The organism is Amycolatopsis sp. NPDC058278, assembly GCF_042881395.1.
Taxonomy (GTDB): domain Bacteria; phylum Actinomycetota; class Actinomycetes; order Mycobacteriales; family Pseudonocardiaceae; genus Amycolatopsis.
In genome coordinates this window covers 25,986-43,079 of sequence record NZ_JBHVXZ010000049.1, presented here as the reverse complement: position 1 = coordinate 43,079, position 17,094 = coordinate 25,986, and the positions used below count along the sequence as shown (strand labels likewise).

Sequence of the window (17,094 nt, the reverse complement as noted above, 5' to 3'; positions counted from 1 at the left end):
TTTCATGTTCACCCTTATGGGTGCCCTGACGAAGGGGTCAGCAGCCGGTGCAGAACCCGATCTTCCCGCCCGACTTCCTCTGGGGTGTTTCGACATCGGCGTTCCAGATCGAAGGTGCCACCAGCGAAGGTGGGCGTGGACCGTCCATCTGGGACACATTCTCCGCGACCGAGGGCAAGATCGCCCGCGGTGAACAAGCCAACGTAGCCGCCGACCACTACCACCGCTACCCCGAAGACATCGCGCTAATGGCGGAACTCGGCGTCGGCGCCTACCGGATGTCCATCGCCTGGCCCCGCATCCAGCCCGACGGCAAGGGCGCGCCCAATCCCGAAGGCCTCGGCTTCTACGACAAGCTCATCGACGCCGTCTGCGAAGCGGGCATCGCTCCCGCCGTCACGCTCTACCACTGGGACACCCCCCAAGCCATCGAAGACGACGGCGGCTGGCTCTCCCGGGCGACCGCTGAGCGCTTCGCCGAATACGCCCAGATCATCGGAGATCGTTTCGCCGATCGGGTGAAGCTGTGGATTCCGCTCAACGAGCCGATGGTCATGTCCATCTTCGGTTACGGCATCGGGGAGTACGCACCCGGCAAGGTGCTGCTGCTCGACGCCATTCCCACCGCGCACCACCAGAACCTCGCGCACGGCCTCGCCGTCCAGGCCCTTCGCGCGGCCGGCGCCACGAACATCGGCACGGCCAACAACCACTCGCCCATCTGGCCCGCGGACGACGACGCAAAGGACGCGGCGGAATACCTCGACGCGCTGCTTAACCGGCTCTACGCCGACCCCATGCTGCTCGGCAGCTACCCCGAGCAGCTCCACCAGCACCTCCCCGCCGGCTTCGCCGACGACCTGTCCACCATCGCGCAGCCGCTCGACTTCTACGGCGTCAACTACTACGAGCCGCAGGGGGTCGCGATGCCCGGGCCGGGCAACCCGCTGCCCTTCGAGCTGCGCGACATCGAGGGCTACCCGATGACGACCAACGACTCGCCGATCGTCCCGCACGCCCTGCGCGAGCTGCTGCTCGACTTCCACCACCGCTACCAGGACAAGCTGCCGCCGATCCAGATCACCGAAAACGGCTGCAGCTTCGCCGACGAAGTCGCCGAAGACGGCGGTGTCCACGACCCCGAACGCATCGACTTCCTGCACAGTCACCTCGTCGCGCTGCGCGAGGCGATGGACGCCGGCGTCGACGTCCGTGGTTACTTCTGCTGGTCCCTGATGGACAATTTCGAGTGGTCCAAGGGTTACGCGCCGCGCTTCGGCCTGGTGCACGTCGACTACGAGACCCTGCGGCGGACGCCGAAGGACTCGTTCCACTGGTACCGGAAGCTGGTGCGGAATGAGTGAAACGACCGAAACCACCATCGGCGTCCCGGAAGCGCTCGCCGAGCCCATCGCGCGGGTGCGGCCCGGCTGGATGAGCCTGCTGTTCTTCGCGAACATCGCGCTCTGGCTCGGCGTCTACGCACCGATCCAGGTGCTGCTGCCGCAGCAGGCCGAGCTGCTCGACAAGGTGAACAAGGAGTTCGTGCTCGGCCTGGTGATGGGCGTCGGCGCGGTCGTGGCGCTGGTCGTCAACCCAGCCGTCGGGCTGCTGTCGGATCGGACGTGCTCGCGGTTCGGCCGTCGCCACCCGTGGACGGTGGCCGGCGCCGCGGTCGCCGCCGTCGGGCTGCTGGTGCTGGCGTTCGCGCCGAACGTGGCGCTGCTGATCACCGGCTGGTGCCTCGTCCAGGCCGGGCTCAACGGCATGCTCGCGACGCTGATGTCCGCCATCGCCGACCGGGTCCCGGTCGGGCAGCGTGCGCAGGTCGGCGGGCTCGTCGGCATCGCGCAGATGCTCGGCACCGTGCTCGGTGCGATCGTGGTCGTGCTCGTGGCCGGATTCGCCGGATTGGCGCCGGCCTACGCGGTCTGCGCCGGGATCGTCGTGGCCGGAGCAGCGTTCTTCGTCCTGCGCACGCCGGACGCGCACCTGCCGGTGGAGTTCCGGCCGTCGGCCAAAGCCGGTGAGGTGCTCCGCAACCTGTGGGTTTCGCCGCGGCGGTTCCCGGACTTCGCGTGGGCCTGGTCGTGCCACTTCATGATCAACCTCGGCAACGCGTTCGGGACGCTGTACCTGCTGTTCTTCCTCCAGGACGCGGTGCACTACCCCGATCCGGCCACCGGGCTGATCATCATGATGGCGCTCTACGGCGTCGCGCTCGTGATCGGCGCGCTGCTCGCGGGTCACTTCTCCGACAAGTCCGGACGGCGCAAGCCGTACGTCCTGGTGGCCTCCGGGGTGATGGCGCTGGCCGCTTTGCTGCTGGTCGTCTGGCAGAGCTGGCCGGTCGCGCTCGTGGCGTCCCCGCTGCTCGGTGTCGGGTTCGGGGCGTACATGGCGGTGGCGCTGGCGATGCTGACGCAGGTGCTCCCGACGGCGCAGGACCGCGCGAAGGACCTCGGCGTCATCAACATCGCGAACTCGCTGCCGCAGGTGCTGGCCCCGCTGGTGACGCCGCTGGTGCTCGCCTACCTCGGCGGCTACCCGGGATTGTTCGCGGCTTCGGCGGTCGCGACGCTCTTGGCCGCGGTTCTCGTACTGCGCGTGAAGGCGGTCCGCTAAGCGCAAACGCCGTGAAGGCCACGCTCAGAGGTTCTGGGCGTGGCCTTCACGGCGTTATGGGTATGGAACCGCGGGCCGGTGCCGGTCGGGGGAGGGGAGTGCAACGGCACCGGCCCGCGGAATTCGGGGGCCGCTCGGAGGCGGGTAACAGCAGGACCAGACCCATGGTCCAACGCCGTCTTCGATGATCAATCTAGCGGGGGATTACCGCCTGGGCTAGGCCTAACGCGGATTTTTTTCGATTAATCGCGGTGGGGACCGGGTGGTGGCCGAGGACCGGTTCGCGCTGCTCGGGGGTGCGGGCGAAACAGTCCTCGGCCGAGGCGAGTGCCGACGCGGGTCCGATGGGGCGATCGGCCGGCCGCGGCTCGCCGTCAGGGGGTCAGGCGGTGACCGCTCGGCGCGGGTTCACCAGCGCGTGGCGACCGGTGGTCTCGGCCGGGGTGGGCGGGGCGGGGTGCGCCGGGACCGGGCTCTTGCGGCGGCCCTGGAGGCGGCTGTCGGCCGACTGCTGCTGCGGGGCCAGTCCACCGGCCACCAGGTGTTCGTGGGCGACCTGCCAGACCGAGCACGGCGCCTTGCAGCGGTGCCACCGGGTCGAACAAGTCGGGCAGTCGCCGCGCTCGTCGGGCTCGTGCATCTTCAGCATCGCGCGCCACGCCTCGGTCAACCGGGGCAGTTCGGAGCGCGCGACCGAGACGAGCGATTGGGCGTCGGCGCGGTTCGCCAGGTCGGTCAGCATGTCGAGGCGCTCCCAGACCGCATTGCGGAGGACCTGCCCGAGTACCTGATCCATGTCAGCTCACCGTTACCTTTCCGCCATCTTGGCGGCTTCGTTGAGCGCGGCGCGCAGCTGTCCGAGCTGGCCGGACGTCAACCGCGCGGTCTCACCGGGAGGCGAGACCAGTACCACCTGGTTGTCTTCGACGAACACCGTGACCGCCCGCTCGCGGCTGATGAGGTCGCCGCACTGCACGCGCCACACGAGCTGACCGCCCTCGTAATGACGAACGCTCGCGGTGCGGGGATCCACGGCGGCGGCCGGGGTGACGGGGCGGACGGCGGAGACGGGAGGGACCGTTGCCGGCCGCACGGCGCGGATGGCCGTGCCGGCATGTCCCCCTGCGAACGAGTCCACGAACTCCACGCCCTTCTCCGCTCTGTCGAAAGTCTCCGAAGATGCCTTCTGCAACATCGCACCTTGCACAACGCTGCGGTTTTCGTAGCTCTCCGTGATCGCTACCGGTGTGCGGCCGGTGACGGAGATCTGACAACTACAGTGAGGTGAAACCGAGTGCGATAGAAGGTGGAATCGGCGTCACAGCGGTGACTGGACTCGGTTCCACGGTAAGCGGTCAGCGGACTTCGCCCGGACCGATCAGGGCACCAGTTCGGCTGTTCACACGGTTCACCAGGTTTGCCTACGCTGTTTCACAGACGCCCGACCGGACAGTGGAGGGGGCGCGATGGACGCCAGTAACGGTGGCAGTGCCGAAGCCCGGCAGAGCCACGCGGTTCCCGCTGACGCGTGGGAGCAGCCGGAGATGAGAACGGCTCTCGCGTCTCGCGAGATCAGCGCCGTGTACCGGCTCCTGCGCAAGCACGGTGTCTCGCAGCGCCAGATCGCCGCGATGACCGGCCAATCCCAGTCCGAGGTGTCGGAGATCCTCAAGGGTCGCCAGGTCATGGCCTACGACGTGCTCACGCGGATCGCCGATGGCCTGGGCGTCCCCCGTGGGTACATGGGCCTCGCCTACGACGAGGCCACGGCGATACGCGTCGTCGGCTCCGCCGACGGCCAGCAGGCTGAGGAGGACGAGTCCGTGAAGCGACGGAGGTTCCTCGCGCACGCTGCCCAGGTCACGATGGGCGCAGCGGTGTTCGGCCCGGAGTCGGGCACCTGGTCGGCCGGACCGGCCAGGACGCCGGCGCCCGGGCGCATCGGCATGACCGACGTCCGCCAGGTCGAAGCCGCGACGCGGGCGCTCCGGGCGCTCGACTACCAGTACGGCGGCGGGTTCTGCCGCGACGCGGTCGTGGCCCAGCTGTCCTGGGGCCAGCAGATGCTCGAGGCGCACGGCACCGACCTGGTGAAGAACCGCCTGTACGTGGCGCTCGCCGACCTCCACTCGCTGGCCGGCTGGACCTCCTTCGACACCGGCCTGATGGACTCCGCCCGCGGTCACTTCGCGAACGCGCTGGACCTGGCCAAACAGGGCGAGAACCACCCGCTGGTGGCCAACGTGCTCTACCGGATGGGCCGCGTCTACCTGCACCAGGACGCCCCGAACGACGCGCTGAAGCTGTTCCAGCTGGGCCAGATCGCCGCCCAGGAAAGCGGTTCCGAGCTGGCCGTCTCCGTGCTGTGCGCGAACGAGGCCTGGGCCTACGCGATGATGGGCAACGAAGAGCAGGCGGTGAAGCTGCTCGGCCGGAGCAAGGACGAGTTCGAGCGCGCCAACCTGGCCGAAGCCGAGTCGTGGGTCAAGTTCTTCAACGAGACCGACGTCTACGCCATGGTCGGTACCGTCCACACGGTCCTCGCGCAGAAGAACGCCGAGCACACCAAGTACGCGATCCCGGCGCTGACCAAGGCCGTCGAGACCTACGACGACGAAATGGCCCGCTCCAAGACGTTCATGCTGAGCGCGCTGGCCACCAACCACCTGCTGGACGGCGACCTCGACCACGGCGCCAAGGTCGGCGGCAAGGCCATCGACTGCGCCGAGGGCATCAAGTCCGAGCGCGTCAAGGACCGGATGCGGCCCCTGCAGGAAGAAGCCGAGCGCCGCCGCAACAACGCCGACGCCCGTGACCTCGCCGATCGTCTCCACGCTTTCTACGCCGCGTAGTCCCGAAGGCGCCGGCGCGGTTTTGGACGGCCGGTTCACCTCCGGGAAACTGCGCGGCGTACTGGCCGAGACGTGCGCGCTGCTGGGGCTCGACCCGGCGGGCGCGCGGCTGCTGCGGTTCACCAACAACGCGGTGTATGCGCTGGTCACCGCGCCGTTCGTGGTCCGGATCGTCGGGTCGACGCAGCTGCGGCACCGGGTCGGCACGGTCGTGCGCGTGGCCCGGCACTTCGAACGCCACGGCGTCCCCGCCATCCGGCTGCTCGGCGACGTCGAGCAGCCGCTGGAAGTCGGCGGGCACCTGGTGACCGTGTGGCACCAGGTGCCGAGCATCGGCCGTCCGGCGACGTCGGTCGACCTGGCCCGGCTGCTGCGCCAGGTCCACTCCCTGCCCCCGCCGCCCGGCCTCGCCGAGTGGGCGCCGTTCGCCGCGGTGCGGGCCCGGGTGTCCGACGCCGAAGAAATCAGCGACGCCGACCGGGAATTCCTGCTCGACCGCTGCGCCGAGCTCGAAGCCGAGCTCGCCGACCTGGAGTTTCCGCTGCCCAGGGGCCTGGTCCACGGCGACGCGTACCCCGGCAACGTCATCCCCGGTCCGGACGGTCCGGTGCTCTGCGACTTCGATTCCTCGTGCGTCGGGCCGCCGGAATGGGACCTGACGCCGCTGGCGGTCGGCCGCGAGCGGTTCGGCGACCCGCCGGTGCGCTACCGGACGTTCGCCGCGGCGTACGGCTTCGACGTGACGTCCTGGCCCGGCTTCGCCGTTCTCCGGGGCATCCGCGAGCTGAAGCTGACGACCAGCGTGCTGCCGATCCTGCGCAGCCGGCCGCAGGTCCGGCCGGAGCTGTACCGCCGCTTGGACGACTTCCGGAACGCGCGGACGGACACGCGGTGGACGCGTTACCGATGATCCTCATCTGTCACTTGGTGTGATCGACACCACAATCTGCACGTGCATTCGACGACGGCAAATGACCGTTCGTCGCATCCGAAAGGCCGCCCGCTCTGGGTAGAAAGTTCTGCCCGACCAGTCACCCCCAATGGGTCACCGGTCATCCCAATGCGCAAGTTGCAGCTACTCGCGGTGACTTCGCACCGGCTCCTACCTGGGACGACGACCGTCAGGAGGCGACGACCGGCGCTCGCGTCAGCACGACAGCGAACCCGAAGGCGAGTCCCATCACGGTCAGCTCGACCGTCGCCCACGCGGCGAGCGCCGTCCGGTCGTGGCGGACGATCCGGGGCAGCAGGCGCCAGCGGACGTTGGCCCCGAGCACCGCGATGACGCCGGTGCACGCGAGCTTGAGGATGAGCAGCTGCCCGTACGGCGTCGTGAAGATCGCCGCCCAGAACCCGATGGTCGGGTTGAGCGAGACCTCGACCAGGCCGTTGAACAGCCCGGTGGCGGCGGAGATGACCAGGCAGAGCGTCGCGAGCTTCGAGAACCGGGGCAGCGCGTGCGCCAGCAGCGTCCGGTTCGCCACCAGGAGCACGGTCATCGCGCCGAGGCCGCCGGTCCAGGCGACGGCGCTCATCACGTGCAGCTCCATCGAGATCATCGTGTAGTCGTGGTAGTTCCAGTTCGACGCGTGCCCGGTGACCGGCAGCGGCAGCAGCGCGAACAGGCCGAGCCCGACGCGGACCTCGGCGGGCACCTTCTCGCCGAAGCGCAGCGCCAGCGCGCCGATCCCGGCGTGGACGAGCGCGAGCACGGCGACGATGACGAGCGCCTTGCCGGCGCCGACGTCGGAGATGTACTGGCCGATGTCGGACGGCGAGAGCGTCGACGAGCCCGGCTTGTACTCCGCGGTCTGCAGGATCAGCGCGACGACCGCGGCCGTGGCCCAGACGAGCGCGGCCGCGACGCCGGCCGGGCGGGCCAGCCGCATGACCGGCTCGGTCAGCTTCGGCCGGTCGTAGCCGACGAGCACGGACAGCAGCGCGAGCCCGATCGTGGTGACCGCGGCGAGGTCGAGCAGGACCCGGACGACCGGGATGCCGGCCGAGACCACCGCCCCGGGCTGCACCACGCCGGGGACCGGGGTGGTGGCGGTGAGCGCGACGCCGATGAGGGCGCCCAGCAGGCCCGCGGTCACGACGCAGAGCAGTGTCGAATAGCGGACCTTGGTGGTGGTCTCGGCTTGGGGCATCTGAGTTACTGCTTCTTCTCTGCTGTGTTTTCTTGACTGACGTTGCCGCCCGAGCGCAGCGCCACGGTCAGCCCGATCGCCAGCAGCACGACCGCGCCGGCGATCCAGACCCAGATCGGCACCCCGGTCGACGACGACTGCGGCGCCGCCGACGAGGAGCCGCCCGGTGACCTCGCCGCGTCGACGGTCGCCGGCGTGCCGGTGCCCGCGGTGGTCAGGGTGAAGGAGAGCTCACCGGTCACCGGGTGGCCGTCCGCGGACAGCACCCGGTAGCCGACGGTGTACTTCCCGGCCGGTCCGAGCGGCCGCAGGGGCGCGCTGATGACGTTGTTCACCACGCCGATCGGCCCCTCGGCCCACTGGCCGCCGCCGGGTCCGGTCACCGCGATCTGGTTGACGTCCGCGCCCTGCACGTACTGGTCGAAGGTCAGGCTGATCTTCGGCGGCCCGGCGGCGACGGACGAGCCGTTCGCCGGGTCCGAGGAGATCAGCACGTTGTGCGCCAGCGCCGGGGTGGCCGTGCCGCGCACCGGCACCGCGGTCAACGCCAGCGCGACGAGCGCCTTACCAATCCGGCCGAAAGCAGGCGGACACGGTCCGCAGCCGATCCGCGCCAGGCGAGGGTTTCCGCCGTGACTGCCGGTCGGATTGGTAACGATAGGCACACCGCGCATCTAGCTGTTGCCTCCCGACTTGACCGTGGCCTTGCGGGCCCGGATGGTCGCACCGGCCCCGACGCCGAGGCCGATGGCGCCGACGAGCAGGCCGGCCCCGCCGAGCCAGCGCGCCGTGTTGTCCGACGTCGCTGCCGCGGCTTGAGTCTGCTCCCCGGTGGTGGCCGCCGTGTTCGCGCCCATCGCGGCGTGCTCGTCACCCTCGGCCGCCTTCGCGGCCAGCTTCACGGCCGGCGCCGGGTGCTCCGGCTCCTCGCCACTCGCCGGGGTCGGCTGGTTCCAGTCGACGACCTTGCCGTCGCTGTAGGACTGGTGCGCCGGGAACTCCACCTGGTCCACGTTGGTCGGCAGCGGGCCGAAGGAGACCGAGAACTCCTGGTAGTCGGTGGCCTTGAGCTCGCTGCCCGGCTGCGCGGTCCAGGTGACCGCGGTGACGGCTTCGGTGATCTGGGTGCCGTTGTCCTTGGTGATCGGCGTGGGCAGCTTCGACTTCGTCACTTCGGCGGTCCAGCCGGGGAGCGGCTTGGTCCGCACCGAACCGATGCCGTAGTCCGCCTTGAAGTCGACGGTGACCTTCGTGGTGGTGACGGGGTCCTTCTCCTCGCTCGGCACGCGGAAGACGATCGCCGCGTAGCCGCCCTTCGTGGGCTGCGGGCCGTAGACGTTCGCGGTGACGTGCGCGGACGCGACGCCGGTGCCGAGGAGACCGGCGACACCGACGGTGGCGGCGAGGAAACCGGCGCGCTTGAAGACGTGCTGGGACATGGGTTCACTCCTGATGAACTCAAGAAGGGGACGGCTCGGTTCGGGGACCGGCCGTTTTCGGGGACGAGCTGGGTTTCAGGAGTGCCCGGGCGGGCCGCGCCGCCCGCGGATCCGGCGCAGGTCGACGCCGACGAGGTGGTCCGGACCGGCCGTGCGGGCCGGGACGAGCGCGGGTGCCGCGGACGGCACCGGCAAGGGCGTGAGCAGCCGCGGCAGGATGGCCCGCAGCACGGCCAGCACGGTGAGGAGCATCGTGTCCGCGCGGGCGAGCAGCAGCGCGGTGAGGAGGGTCGCGATCGTGTGCGCGGCGGTCATGCCGAGCCCGGTGGGGCCGGGTACCGCGTCCATGTCGTGCGCGTGGTGGCCGGCGAGCGTGGTGAGCAACAGGTGCATCACCAGCTGGGCGGCCCCCAGCAGGGCGACGGTGGCGACCGGTCCACGCGCCTTGCGGGTGAGCGCGGCCGCGGTCCAGCCGAACAGGCCGGTGAGCAGGACGGTCATCGCCGGATCCGGCAGCCCGCCGTCGGCGAGCCGGTGCGCGGTGACGGAAAGTGCGCCGGCGCTCACGGCTAGCAACGCTCCGCGGGTAGCACCGAGCACGGCGGGACGCCGTGCCGGATCGCTCATGAAGAGCAGCCTAAGGGACCTGCTTTGCCGTGAGCGTGTGATCCCGTGAAGTGAGCACACACCGAGTTCACGTCCCCGGCGAAGCTCCGGTTCAGGTGATTTGTTGCCGATCTCCGGCCGGTAGGCCACGGTGGGCCGAAGACGGGGGTTTGGGCCGGCAGTGCCGTGGGTACTGAGCCGTCGGTCAGGAACTAGCCCGTTCGGGTGAAGGCCGGCGCGAAGGGCGGGAGAACGAACACGGATGAACCTCTTCGACTACATCTCCGACCGGGCGAGCAAGCTGTGGCTTGAGGCCTATCTGCACACGAGCATGGTGGTGCAGTGCACCATCCTCGCCGCGGTCCTCGGCGTGCTGATCGGGGTCGCGGTCTACCGCAGCCCGATCGGTTCGGCGGTGGCCACGGCGCTGGCGAGCACGATCCTGACGGTCCCCTCGTTCGCCCTCCTGGGCCTGCTGATCCCGCTTTCCGGGCTCGGTCCGACGACGGCCGTGATCGCACTGGTGCTCTACGGCCTGCTGCCGATCGTCCGGAACACCATCGTCGGGCTCGACGGCGTCGACCCGGCGGTCACCGACGCCGCCCGCGGCATCGGGATGAGCCGCTTCGGCGTGCTCACCCGCGTCGAGCTGCGGCTGGCCTGGCCGGCGATCCTCACCGGCATGCGGGTGGCGACGCAGATGCTGATGGGCATCGCCGTGATCGCCGCCTACGCGAAGGGCCCCGGCTTCGGTGCCGAAGTCTTCTCCGGGCTGACGAACGCGGGGAGCACGAACTCCCTGAACCAAGCCGTCACCGGCACGGTCGGGGTCGTCATCCTCGCCCTGCTCCTCGACGGCGTCTACGTCCTGATCAAGCGCTTCACCATCTCTAGGGGTGTCCGTGGCTGAGAACGAGGAAGTCTCCGGCGTCGAGATCGAGCTGGAGCACGTGACCAAGCGGTACCCCGGCACGCGCGAGCCGGCCGTCGACGACTTCTCGATGGTCGTGCCCGCCGGCAAGATCGTCGTCTTCGTCGGCCCGTCCGGCTGTGGCAAGACGACCACGATGCGGATGATCAACCGGCTGATCGAGCCGACGTCCGGCCGGATCACCATCGGCGGCGACGACGCGCTGAAGCTCGACGTCGACACCCTGCGCCGCCGGATCGGCTACGCCATCCAGCAGGCCGGGCTGTTCCCGCACTTCACCGTCGCGCAGAACATCGGCGTGGTGCCGGGCCTGCTCGGCTGGGACAAGAAGAAGGTCAACGACCGGGTCGAGGAGATGATGGACCTGGTCGGGCTGGACCCGGCCGACTTCCGCGACCGCTTCCCGCGCCAGCTGTCGGGCGGGCAGCAGCAGCGCGTCGGCGTGGCGCGGGCGCTGGCCGCGGACCCGCCGGTGCTGCTGATGGACGAGCCGTTCGGCGCGGTCGACCCGATCACCCGCGGCAACCTGCAGGACGAGCTGCTGCGCCTGCAGGGCGAGCTGCAGAAGACGATCGTGTTCGTCACGCACGACTTCGACGAAGCCGTGAAGCTGGGCGACAAGATCGCGGTGCTCGGCAACCAGTCGTCGATCCTGCAGTACGACACGCCCGAAGCGATCCTGGCGAACCCGGCGGACGACACGGTCGCGGGCTTCGTGGGCGCGGGCGCGTCGCTGAAGCAGCTGACCCTGCTGCGCGTTCGGGACGTCGAACTCCAGCAGGACGCGCTCACCGTGACCGTCGACGAGTCGCCCGCCTCGGTGCGCGAGAAGCTCGACAAGTCGCGCCGGCACTTCGCGCTCGTGCTGGACGCACGCCGCCGTCCGACGCGGTGGGTGCACGCACGGGAACTCACCTCGGCGACTTCGCTGGCCAACCTGGGCAAACCGCTGCGTGACATCGTCAGCCTGCAGTCGACGCTCCAGGACGCGCTCGAGGCGATGCTCGCCGAGGGCGGGTCGGTGCCGGTCACCGGCGCGCGCGGCGAGTACGCGGGCACCATCCAGCTGGACACCGTGATCGCGACGATCCAGCAGCTGCGCGAGGAGCACACGAACGACGAAGAGGTGTCCGCATGACGACGGCCGCCGTCGACACCGGCTTCAGCACCGAATCCGGCTCGAAACGCGCGGAACGCGTCCGGCTGTTCGCCCAGCCGATCGTGGTGCTGGTGATCGTCGCGGTGACGCTGGTCTCGGTGTTCTCCAGCGGCCTGAACGCGACGGAGAAGGAGACGCTCAACGCGTCCACCTTGTTCACGGCGCTGTGGGACCACCTGCTGATGACGCTCGTGGTGACCGCCATCGTCGTCCTGGTCGCCGTCCCGCTCGGGGTGATCGTGACGAGGCCGTGGGCGCGCTTCCTGGCCCCGGTCTTCCTGGCGATCGCGAACATCGGCCAGGCCGCGCCCGCGCTGGGTGTGCTGGTGCTGTGGTTCATCGTCACCGGCGCGACCGGCGGGATCTGGGTGGCGGCGCTGCCGCTGGCGTTCTACTCGCTGCTGCCGGTGCTGCGGAACACGATGGTCGGCATCCAGCAGGTCGACCCGGCGCTGATCGACGCGGGCCGCGGCATCGGGATGTCGGCGACGGCGGTGCTCTGGCGGGTCGAGCTCCCGCTGGCCGTCCCCCTGATCCTGGCCGGCCTGCGCACCTCGCTGGTCCTGGCGGTCGGCACGGCGACGTTCGGCATGTTCGTCAACGCCGGCGGCTTCGGGCTGCTCATCGACACCGGCTACAAGCTGAACCTGACCCCGGTGCTGGTGACCGGTTCGGTGCTGGCCGTCGCGCTGGCGCTGCTGGTCGACTGGGTGGGCGCGGTCGCCGAACAGTTCTTCGGACCGAAGGGGCTGCGATGAAACTCCGGAGGCTGTTCGCCGTGGCCCTGCTGGGGGTGACGCTGTCGTCCTGCGGGCTGACGGTCAACCAGGGGGTCCCGTACGACATCAAGCCGGGCTCGATCCAGCCGATCCCGGCCTTGCAGGGGGTGAAGGTGACGGTGGGGTCGAAGGACTTCACCGAGAACATCATCCTGGCGTACATGGCCGAGATGGCCCTGACGGCGGCCGGCGCCGACGTCGTCGACCTGTCCGACATCAAGGGGTCGAACTCCTCGCGCCAGGCGCTGCTGTCGGGCCAGACGGACGTCACGTGGGAGTACACGGGCACGGGCTGGATCAACTACCAGGGCAACGAGCTCCCGGTCCCGGGCGGCGAGAAGGCCCAGTACGAGGCGACGGCCAAGGCGGACGAGGAGAAGTTCGGCGTCACCTGGCTGAACTATTCGCCGCTGAACGACCAGTACGCCTTCGCGGTGACGGAGGAGTACGGCGCGAAGAACAACCTGAAGACGACGTCCGACCTGGCGGCCTTCGTCAAGCAGAAGCCGGACCAGGCGGTGTTCTGCCTGGAGACGGAGTTCACCAGCCGCCAGGACGGTTTCCCCGCGGCGGTCAAGGCCTACGGCTTCCAGAACCCGACGGTGAAGAACTTCGGCATCGGCACGATCTATTCGGCGGTGGCGAGCGGAACCTGCCCGGTGGGCGAGGTCTTCACCACGGACGGCCGCATTTCGGGGTTGAACCTGCGGGTGCTCGAGGACGACAAGAAAGCGTTCCCCCAGTACAACGCGGTGGCGACGCTGCGCACGGAGTGGCTGAAGCAGCACCCGGAGGTCCGTGGCCCGCTGGAGAAGGTGAGCGCGGCGATCACGAACGACCAGATGGTGGAGCTCTGCAAGCAGGTCGACGTCGACGGCAAGGACGTGGGCAAGGTCGCCCACGACTGGATGGTCAAGAAGGGCTTCATCCAGTGACCGGAGCGGCCCCCGGTGCGAAGGCGCCGGGGGCCGCCGCGGTCAGATCCCCAGCCGGTGCAGCAGCTGGCCTTCCAGCCGCTCCAGCTCGCCGGCCACCGCGCGGTGCACCGACTTGCGCCGCGCCGCCGGCATCCGCTCCCCCGCGCGGACCGAGGCCGACAGCTGTTCCAACGTCCCCAGCGCCCCCTGGGCGAACTCCTGGTCCGCCTTCGAAGCCTTCTCCGACTTCCGCAGGTCCTGGCAGCCCTCGGCCACCCCCGCGATCCGGGCGTGCAGGGCCGCGCCGCGGCCGGTGTACTCGCCCAGCCGGTCGACCGAGACTCCCAGCTTGCGCGCCTGGTAGCGGTCGTACGCCTCCCGGGCCGCGCCCGCCGCGCGCACCGCCAGCGGCGCCACCACCGGGATCACCGCCGGGCCGAGCACCTTCGCCACCGCGACCGCGTTCTTCGCCCTCTTTGGGGTGAACCTGGCTTCACCCTCGACCTTGGCCTTGCGCGCCATGGCACCTCCTGCGACGTGTCGAGGTCGAACTTACTGGTCGCCTGGGTGGCGGGCATGTCGGCTCGGCGGTGGGAATCTAGAGTGATCTCCATGAACACCGAGGTGGTACTCGACGCGGGCGCGGTCAGCCGCTGCCGTCGCCGGGTGCACCTCGAACACGACCCCGCCATGCGCGAGGTACCGCTTTCCCCGCCCGACCCCACCGCGCAGCAGCGGATCGACGACGCCACCGCGCACCGCGAGGACATCGTCACCCGGCTGATGGCCGCCAACGACGACCACTGGGTGAAGATCGGCCGCGACCTCCCCGCCCACGAGCGCGTCGAGCAGACGCTGCAGGCTTTCGCCGACGGGGCGCGCTACATCTGGGGCGCGCTGCTGCCGGTCGACGCGGCCGGGCACCGGCGTGGCGGCATCGACCTGCTCGTCCGCACCGGCCGCGGCTACATCCCGGTGCTCGTCGTGCGCCACCGCATCACCGACCGCGGCACCGGCGCGATCGTCACCGGCATGACCGACCTCGACCCGGCCCACCGCGCGGCCGACGAGGGCCGCAAGGTCCGGTCGCAGCCGCGCGACCAGCTCCGGCTCGTGCACATCCACCGCATGCTGCAGACGCTCGGGCAGGCCGACGAGAGCCTCGCGCTCGGCGGCGTCATCGGCCTCGACGCCGACGTCGTCGTCTGGCACGACCTCACCGCGGGCACCTGGCCGGGCGGGCGCACCGCGCTCACCGAGTACCAAGCCCGGTTCGCCGACCGGCTGGCCATCGCCACCGCCGCCGCGAACGGCGAAGAGCCCCTCGCGGAGCCGTCGCGCGTGCTGGAGTGCCGGCGCTGCCCGTGGTGGCCGACGTGCGAGGTCGTGCTCACCGAGACCCGCGACGTCAGCCTCGTCGTCCGGGGCGAGGACGCGGTCGAGCTGCGCCGCGCCGGCGTGTCCACTGTGGACCAGCTGGCCGCGCTCGACCCGGCGGGCGAGTCGCCGGCGGTGAACTGGACCGGTGTCACCTTCCCGGACGCCGTCGTGCTCGCCCGGGCCTGGCTGGCCGACCTGACGCTCGTGCGCCGCGTCGGCCGGGTCGAGGTGCCACGCGCCGACGTGGAGGTCGACGTCGACATGGAGAGCTTCGGCGACGCCGGCGCGTACCTCTGGGGCTGCCTGCTCAGCGGCGCCGACATCGGCGTCCCGCAGGGCTACCGCGCCTTCGCGACGTGGGACCCGTTGCCGACCGACGACGAGGCCCGCTCCTTCGCCGAGTTCTGGGCCTGGCTCACCGACGTCCGCGAGCGCACCGAAGCGGCGGGCCTGACCTTCCGCGCCTACTGCTACAACGCGCTCGCCGAGAACCGCTGGCTCTTCGGTTCCGTCGAGCGCTTCGGCGACCACCCCGGTGTCCCGGCGAAGAAGGACATCCAGTCCTTTGTGGATTCCGAGCAGTGGGTGGACCTCTTCCGCAGCGTCACCGACCAGTTCCTGTGCTCCCACGGCAAGGGCCTGAAGGTGATCGCCCCGGTGGCCGGCTTCTCCTGGCGTGACCCGGAGGCGGGCGGCGAGGCGTCGATGCGCTGGTACCGCGACGCCGTGGGCATGGACGGCGAGAAACCGGACGACGACCAGCGTGAACGGCTCCTGCGCTACAACGAGGACGACGTCCTCGCGACGCGCGCGCTGCGCGAGTGGATCGACGCCCGGGCGCAGGCCGAAGTGCCCTACATGTTCGACCTCTGAGTAATTCGTCTACTAAGACACTTGCCTGCTGACACGTCTTGCGTATACTCGTCTGCGAGTACTCGTGAACGAGGAGTCGGCATGAAGAAGCGGAAGGTCGCCAGCATGCTGGGCCTGGCCGTGTTGTCCGTCGCGCTGGAGCGCGCGATGCACCCGTACGAGATGGCGGCCGTGCTCAAGCAACGGGGCAAGGACGCCGACATGCCGATCAAGTGGGGATCGCTCTACACGGTCGTCGCGAACCTGGAAAAGCACGGGTTCCTCGAAGCTGTCGAGAGCGTCAAGGACGGCGGGAGGCCCGAGCGGACCGTCTACCGGATCACTCCGGCCGGGCGCGAGGAGTTCGAGGACTGGGTCCGCGAGCTCGTCGGCACGGTCGACCCGGAACCCCCGCGGTTCAAGGCCGGGTTGTCGATGATCGGCGTCCTGGGTCCGGACCAGGCCGTCAGCCGGCTGCGGGAGCGGCTCGCGCGCCTCGACGAGCACGCCGGGGCACAGCGGGCGGCGCTGGACCAGCTGCGGCCGCTGATGCCGCGGCTGTTCCTGGTGGAGGTCGAATACGACCTCGCGATGACGGAGGCCGAGGGGCGCTGGGTGCGCGGCTTCCTCGAAGAACTGACCACCGGCGCGCTGCCCGGCATCGAGGCGTGGCGCCGATACCACGAAACCGGCGAATTCCCGGACGACCTGGGGGAGTTCGTGGAGAGGTAGGAACCGATGGAGACGACCCGCAAGCACAAGGTGCCCGAGATGGAGGGGCTGCAGGCCCGCTGGTACGCCAAGAACCGGGGGACGGAGCCGCAGCTCGCGCGGTACCGGCGGCTCGCGGCCGAAGTGACCGCCGGGCTGGCCGACGGCGCGGAAATCCTGGAGGTGGCGCCCGGGCCCGGCTTCTTCGCCGTGGAGCTGGCGAAGCGCGGCTTCCGCGTCACCGGGCTCGACATCAGCCACACGATGGTCGAGATCGCCCGGGAGAACGCCGCGGGCCTGGAGATCGACTTCCGCCAAGGCGACATCACGCACGCGCCCTTCGCCGCGGAGTCGTTCGACTTCCTGATCTGCCAGGCCGCGTTCAAGAACTTCCGGCAGCCGGTGACGGCGTTGAACGAGATGCACCGGGTGCTGCGCCCGGGCGGGTTCGCGGTGATCCAGGACCTCAACCACGAGGCCACGAGCGCGGACATCGGCCGCGAGGTCGCCGGGATGAACGTCGGCGCGGTCAGCGGCTTCACCGTCCGGCAGACGCTGGCGTGGCTGCGGCGCCGGGCGTTCACCCGGGAGCAGTTCGAGGCGCTGGCCGCGGAAAGCGCGTTCGGAGCCTGCTCGGTGACCACCGACGGCATCGGCCTGGAAGTCCGGCTGACCCGCTGATCCGCCGGGGCG

The 17,094-nt window shown here is 70.1% G+C and carries 18 protein-coding genes; 11 read left to right on the top strand and 7 right to left on the bottom strand.

Features of this window, described 5'->3' with window-relative positions:
• Nucleotides 1–47: 47 nt before the first annotated feature.
• Nucleotides 48–1,364, top strand: coding sequence for a GH1 family beta-glucosidase (locus ACFVYA_RS25065; RefSeq protein WP_387048341.1), 1,317 nt, complete (start codon nucleotides 48–50; stop codon nucleotides 1,362–1,364).
• Nucleotides 1,357–2,625 carry an MFS transporter gene (locus ACFVYA_RS25060; RefSeq protein ID WP_387048339.1) on the top strand — a complete coding sequence of 423 codons (1,269 nt, stop codon included), beginning with the start codon at nucleotides 1,357–1,359 and terminating at the stop codon, nucleotides 2,623–2,625. The genes ACFVYA_RS25065 and ACFVYA_RS25060 overlap by 8 nt, the downstream gene beginning before the upstream one ends.
• A 382-nt stretch (nucleotides 2,626–3,007) precedes the next feature.
• Here ACFVYA_RS25060 and ACFVYA_RS25055 read toward each other — a convergent pair whose 3' ends face one another.
• Both ACFVYA_RS25055 and ACFVYA_RS25050 read right to left on the bottom strand, forming a co-directional pair.
• Nucleotides 3,008–3,421 (bottom strand): hypothetical protein, encoded by a 414-nt coding sequence (locus tag ACFVYA_RS25055; protein ID WP_285987575.1) that lies wholly within the window; start codon nucleotides 3,419–3,421, stop codon nucleotides 3,008–3,010.
• Between the two features lie 12 nt (nucleotides 3,422–3,433).
• The gene (locus ACFVYA_RS25050) at nucleotides 3,434–3,772 is read right to left on the bottom strand and encodes a hypothetical protein (RefSeq protein ID WP_285987576.1); all 339 of its coding nucleotides are present in this window, start codon (nucleotides 3,770–3,772) and stop codon (nucleotides 3,434–3,436) included.
• A gap of 319 nt (nucleotides 3,773–4,091) precedes the next feature.
• Between ACFVYA_RS25050 and ACFVYA_RS25045 the strand changes: the two genes are divergently transcribed.
• Both ACFVYA_RS25045 and ACFVYA_RS25040 read left to right on the top strand, forming a co-directional pair.
• Nucleotides 4,092–5,477, top strand: coding sequence for a helix-turn-helix transcriptional regulator (locus ACFVYA_RS25045; RefSeq protein ID WP_285987577.1), 1,386 nt, complete (start codon nucleotides 4,092–4,094; stop codon nucleotides 5,475–5,477).
• A gap of 22 nt (nucleotides 5,478–5,499) precedes the next feature.
• Entirely contained in the window at nucleotides 5,500–6,387 is an 888-nt protein-coding gene (locus tag ACFVYA_RS25040; RefSeq protein WP_387048386.1) for a phosphotransferase family protein, read from the top strand.
• Nucleotides 6,388–6,598: 211 nt separating this feature from the next.
• Here ACFVYA_RS25040 and ACFVYA_RS25035 read toward each other — a convergent pair whose 3' ends face one another.
• The 4 genes from ACFVYA_RS25035 to ACFVYA_RS25020 form a co-directional block, all read right to left on the bottom strand.
• Nucleotides 6,599–7,627, bottom strand: a complete 1,029-nt coding sequence (locus tag ACFVYA_RS25035) for a copper resistance D family protein (RefSeq protein ID WP_387048336.1) — start codon at nucleotides 7,625–7,627, stop codon at nucleotides 6,599–6,601.
• Nucleotides 7,628–7,632: 5 nt separating this feature from the next.
• A complete protein-coding gene (locus ACFVYA_RS25030) occupies nucleotides 7,633–8,199 on the bottom strand; it encodes a copper resistance protein CopC (protein ID WP_387048385.1) in 567 nt (188 codons plus the stop codon).
• 102 nt (nucleotides 8,200–8,301) lie between these two features.
• On the bottom strand, nucleotides 8,302–9,066 hold the full coding sequence (locus ACFVYA_RS25025) for a YcnI family protein (RefSeq protein ID WP_285987579.1): 765 nt from the start codon (nucleotides 9,064–9,066) through the stop codon (nucleotides 8,302–8,304).
• Between the two features lie 75 nt (nucleotides 9,067–9,141).
• Nucleotides 9,142–9,642: a hypothetical protein gene (locus ACFVYA_RS25020; protein WP_387048383.1), complete on the bottom strand. Its 501-nt coding sequence runs from the start codon at nucleotides 9,640–9,642 to the stop codon at nucleotides 9,142–9,144.
• Nucleotides 9,643–9,934: 292 nt separating this feature from the next.
• Here ACFVYA_RS25020 and ACFVYA_RS25015 point away from each other — a divergent pair, with 292 nt between their 5' ends.
• Genes ACFVYA_RS25015 through ACFVYA_RS25000 form a run of 4 tightly spaced genes read left to right on the top strand, consistent with a single transcriptional unit; the run spans nucleotide 9,935 to nucleotide 13,476 of the window.
• Complete coding sequence (locus ACFVYA_RS25015; protein WP_285987580.1) at nucleotides 9,935–10,582, top strand: ABC transporter permease; 648 nt, start codon at nucleotides 9,935–9,937, stop codon at nucleotides 10,580–10,582.
• Nucleotides 10,575–11,741, top strand: coding sequence for an ABC transporter ATP-binding protein (locus ACFVYA_RS25010; protein ID WP_387048334.1), 1,167 nt, complete (start codon nucleotides 10,575–10,577; stop codon nucleotides 11,739–11,741). The genes ACFVYA_RS25015 and ACFVYA_RS25010 overlap by 8 nt, the downstream gene beginning before the upstream one ends.
• Entirely contained in the window at nucleotides 11,738–12,520 is a 783-nt protein-coding gene (locus ACFVYA_RS25005) for an ABC transporter permease (RefSeq protein WP_387048332.1), read from the top strand. Before ACFVYA_RS25010 ends, ACFVYA_RS25005 begins: the two co-directional genes overlap by 4 nt.
• Nucleotides 12,517–13,476, top strand: coding sequence for a glycine betaine ABC transporter substrate-binding protein (locus tag ACFVYA_RS25000; RefSeq protein ID WP_285987583.1), 960 nt, complete (start codon nucleotides 12,517–12,519; stop codon nucleotides 13,474–13,476). Before ACFVYA_RS25005 ends, ACFVYA_RS25000 begins: the two co-directional genes overlap by 4 nt.
• Before the next feature lie 42 nt (nucleotides 13,477–13,518).
• On the opposite strand, the gene ACFVYA_RS24995 is transcribed toward ACFVYA_RS25000, so the two are convergent.
• The gene (locus tag ACFVYA_RS24995) at nucleotides 13,519–13,980 is read right to left on the bottom strand and encodes a DUF6474 family protein (RefSeq protein ID WP_387048330.1); all 462 of its coding nucleotides are present in this window, start codon (nucleotides 13,978–13,980) and stop codon (nucleotides 13,519–13,521) included.
• A 90-nt stretch (nucleotides 13,981–14,070) separates the two neighbouring features.
• On the opposite strand from ACFVYA_RS24995, the gene ACFVYA_RS24990 reads away from it, so the two are divergent.
• The 3 genes from ACFVYA_RS24990 (at nucleotide 14,071) to ACFVYA_RS24980 (ending at nucleotide 17,082) form a co-directional block, all read left to right on the top strand.
• Entirely contained in the window at nucleotides 14,071–15,711 is a 1,641-nt protein-coding gene (locus ACFVYA_RS24990; RefSeq protein WP_387048328.1) for a TM0106 family RecB-like putative nuclease, read from the top strand.
• Nucleotides 15,712–15,792: 81 nt separating this feature from the next.
• Nucleotides 15,793–16,422, top strand: coding sequence for a PadR family transcriptional regulator (locus ACFVYA_RS24985; protein WP_285987586.1), 630 nt, complete (start codon nucleotides 15,793–15,795; stop codon nucleotides 16,420–16,422).
• A gap of 6 nt (nucleotides 16,423–16,428) precedes the next feature.
• Nucleotides 16,429–17,082, top strand: a complete 654-nt coding sequence (locus tag ACFVYA_RS24980) for a class I SAM-dependent methyltransferase (RefSeq protein WP_387048326.1) — start codon at nucleotides 16,429–16,431, stop codon at nucleotides 17,080–17,082.
• Nucleotides 17,083–17,094 lie beyond the last annotated feature (12 nt).

Coding starts and splice junctions, on each gene's coding strand:
- ACFVYA_RS25055 (WP_285987575.1), bottom strand. CDS start 3,421: ATGGATCAGGTACTCGGGCAGGTCCTCCGCAATGCGGTCTGGGAGCGC.
- ACFVYA_RS25025 (WP_285987579.1), bottom strand. CDS start 9,066: ATGTCCCAGCACGTCTTCAAGCGCGCCGGTTTCCTCGCCGCCACCGTC.
- ACFVYA_RS24990 (WP_387048328.1), top strand. CDS start 14,071: ATGAACACCGAGGTGGTACTCGACGCGGGCGCGGTCAGCCGCTGCCGT.
- ACFVYA_RS24985 (WP_285987586.1), top strand. CDS start 15,793: ATGAAGAAGCGGAAGGTCGCCAGCATGCTGGGCCTGGCCGTGTTGTCC.
- ACFVYA_RS24995 (WP_387048330.1), bottom strand. CDS start 13,980: ATGGCGCGCAAGGCCAAGGTCGAGGGTGAAGCCAGGTTCACCCCAAAG.
- ACFVYA_RS25005 (WP_387048332.1), top strand. CDS start 11,738: ATGACGACGGCCGCCGTCGACACCGGCTTCAGCACCGAATCCGGCTCG.
- ACFVYA_RS25015 (WP_285987580.1), top strand. CDS start 9,935: ATGAACCTCTTCGACTACATCTCCGACCGGGCGAGCAAGCTGTGGCTT.
- ACFVYA_RS25000 (WP_285987583.1), top strand. CDS start 12,517: ATGAAACTCCGGAGGCTGTTCGCCGTGGCCCTGCTGGGGGTGACGCTG.
- ACFVYA_RS24980 (WP_387048326.1), top strand. CDS start 16,429: ATGGAGACGACCCGCAAGCACAAGGTGCCCGAGATGGAGGGGCTGCAG.
- ACFVYA_RS25060 (WP_387048339.1), top strand. CDS start 1,357: ATGAGTGAAACGACCGAAACCACCATCGGCGTCCCGGAAGCGCTCGCC.
- ACFVYA_RS25045 (WP_285987577.1), top strand. CDS start 4,092: ATGGACGCCAGTAACGGTGGCAGTGCCGAAGCCCGGCAGAGCCACGCG.
- ACFVYA_RS25035 (WP_387048336.1), bottom strand. CDS start 7,627: ATGCCCCAAGCCGAGACCACCACCAAGGTCCGCTATTCGACACTGCTC.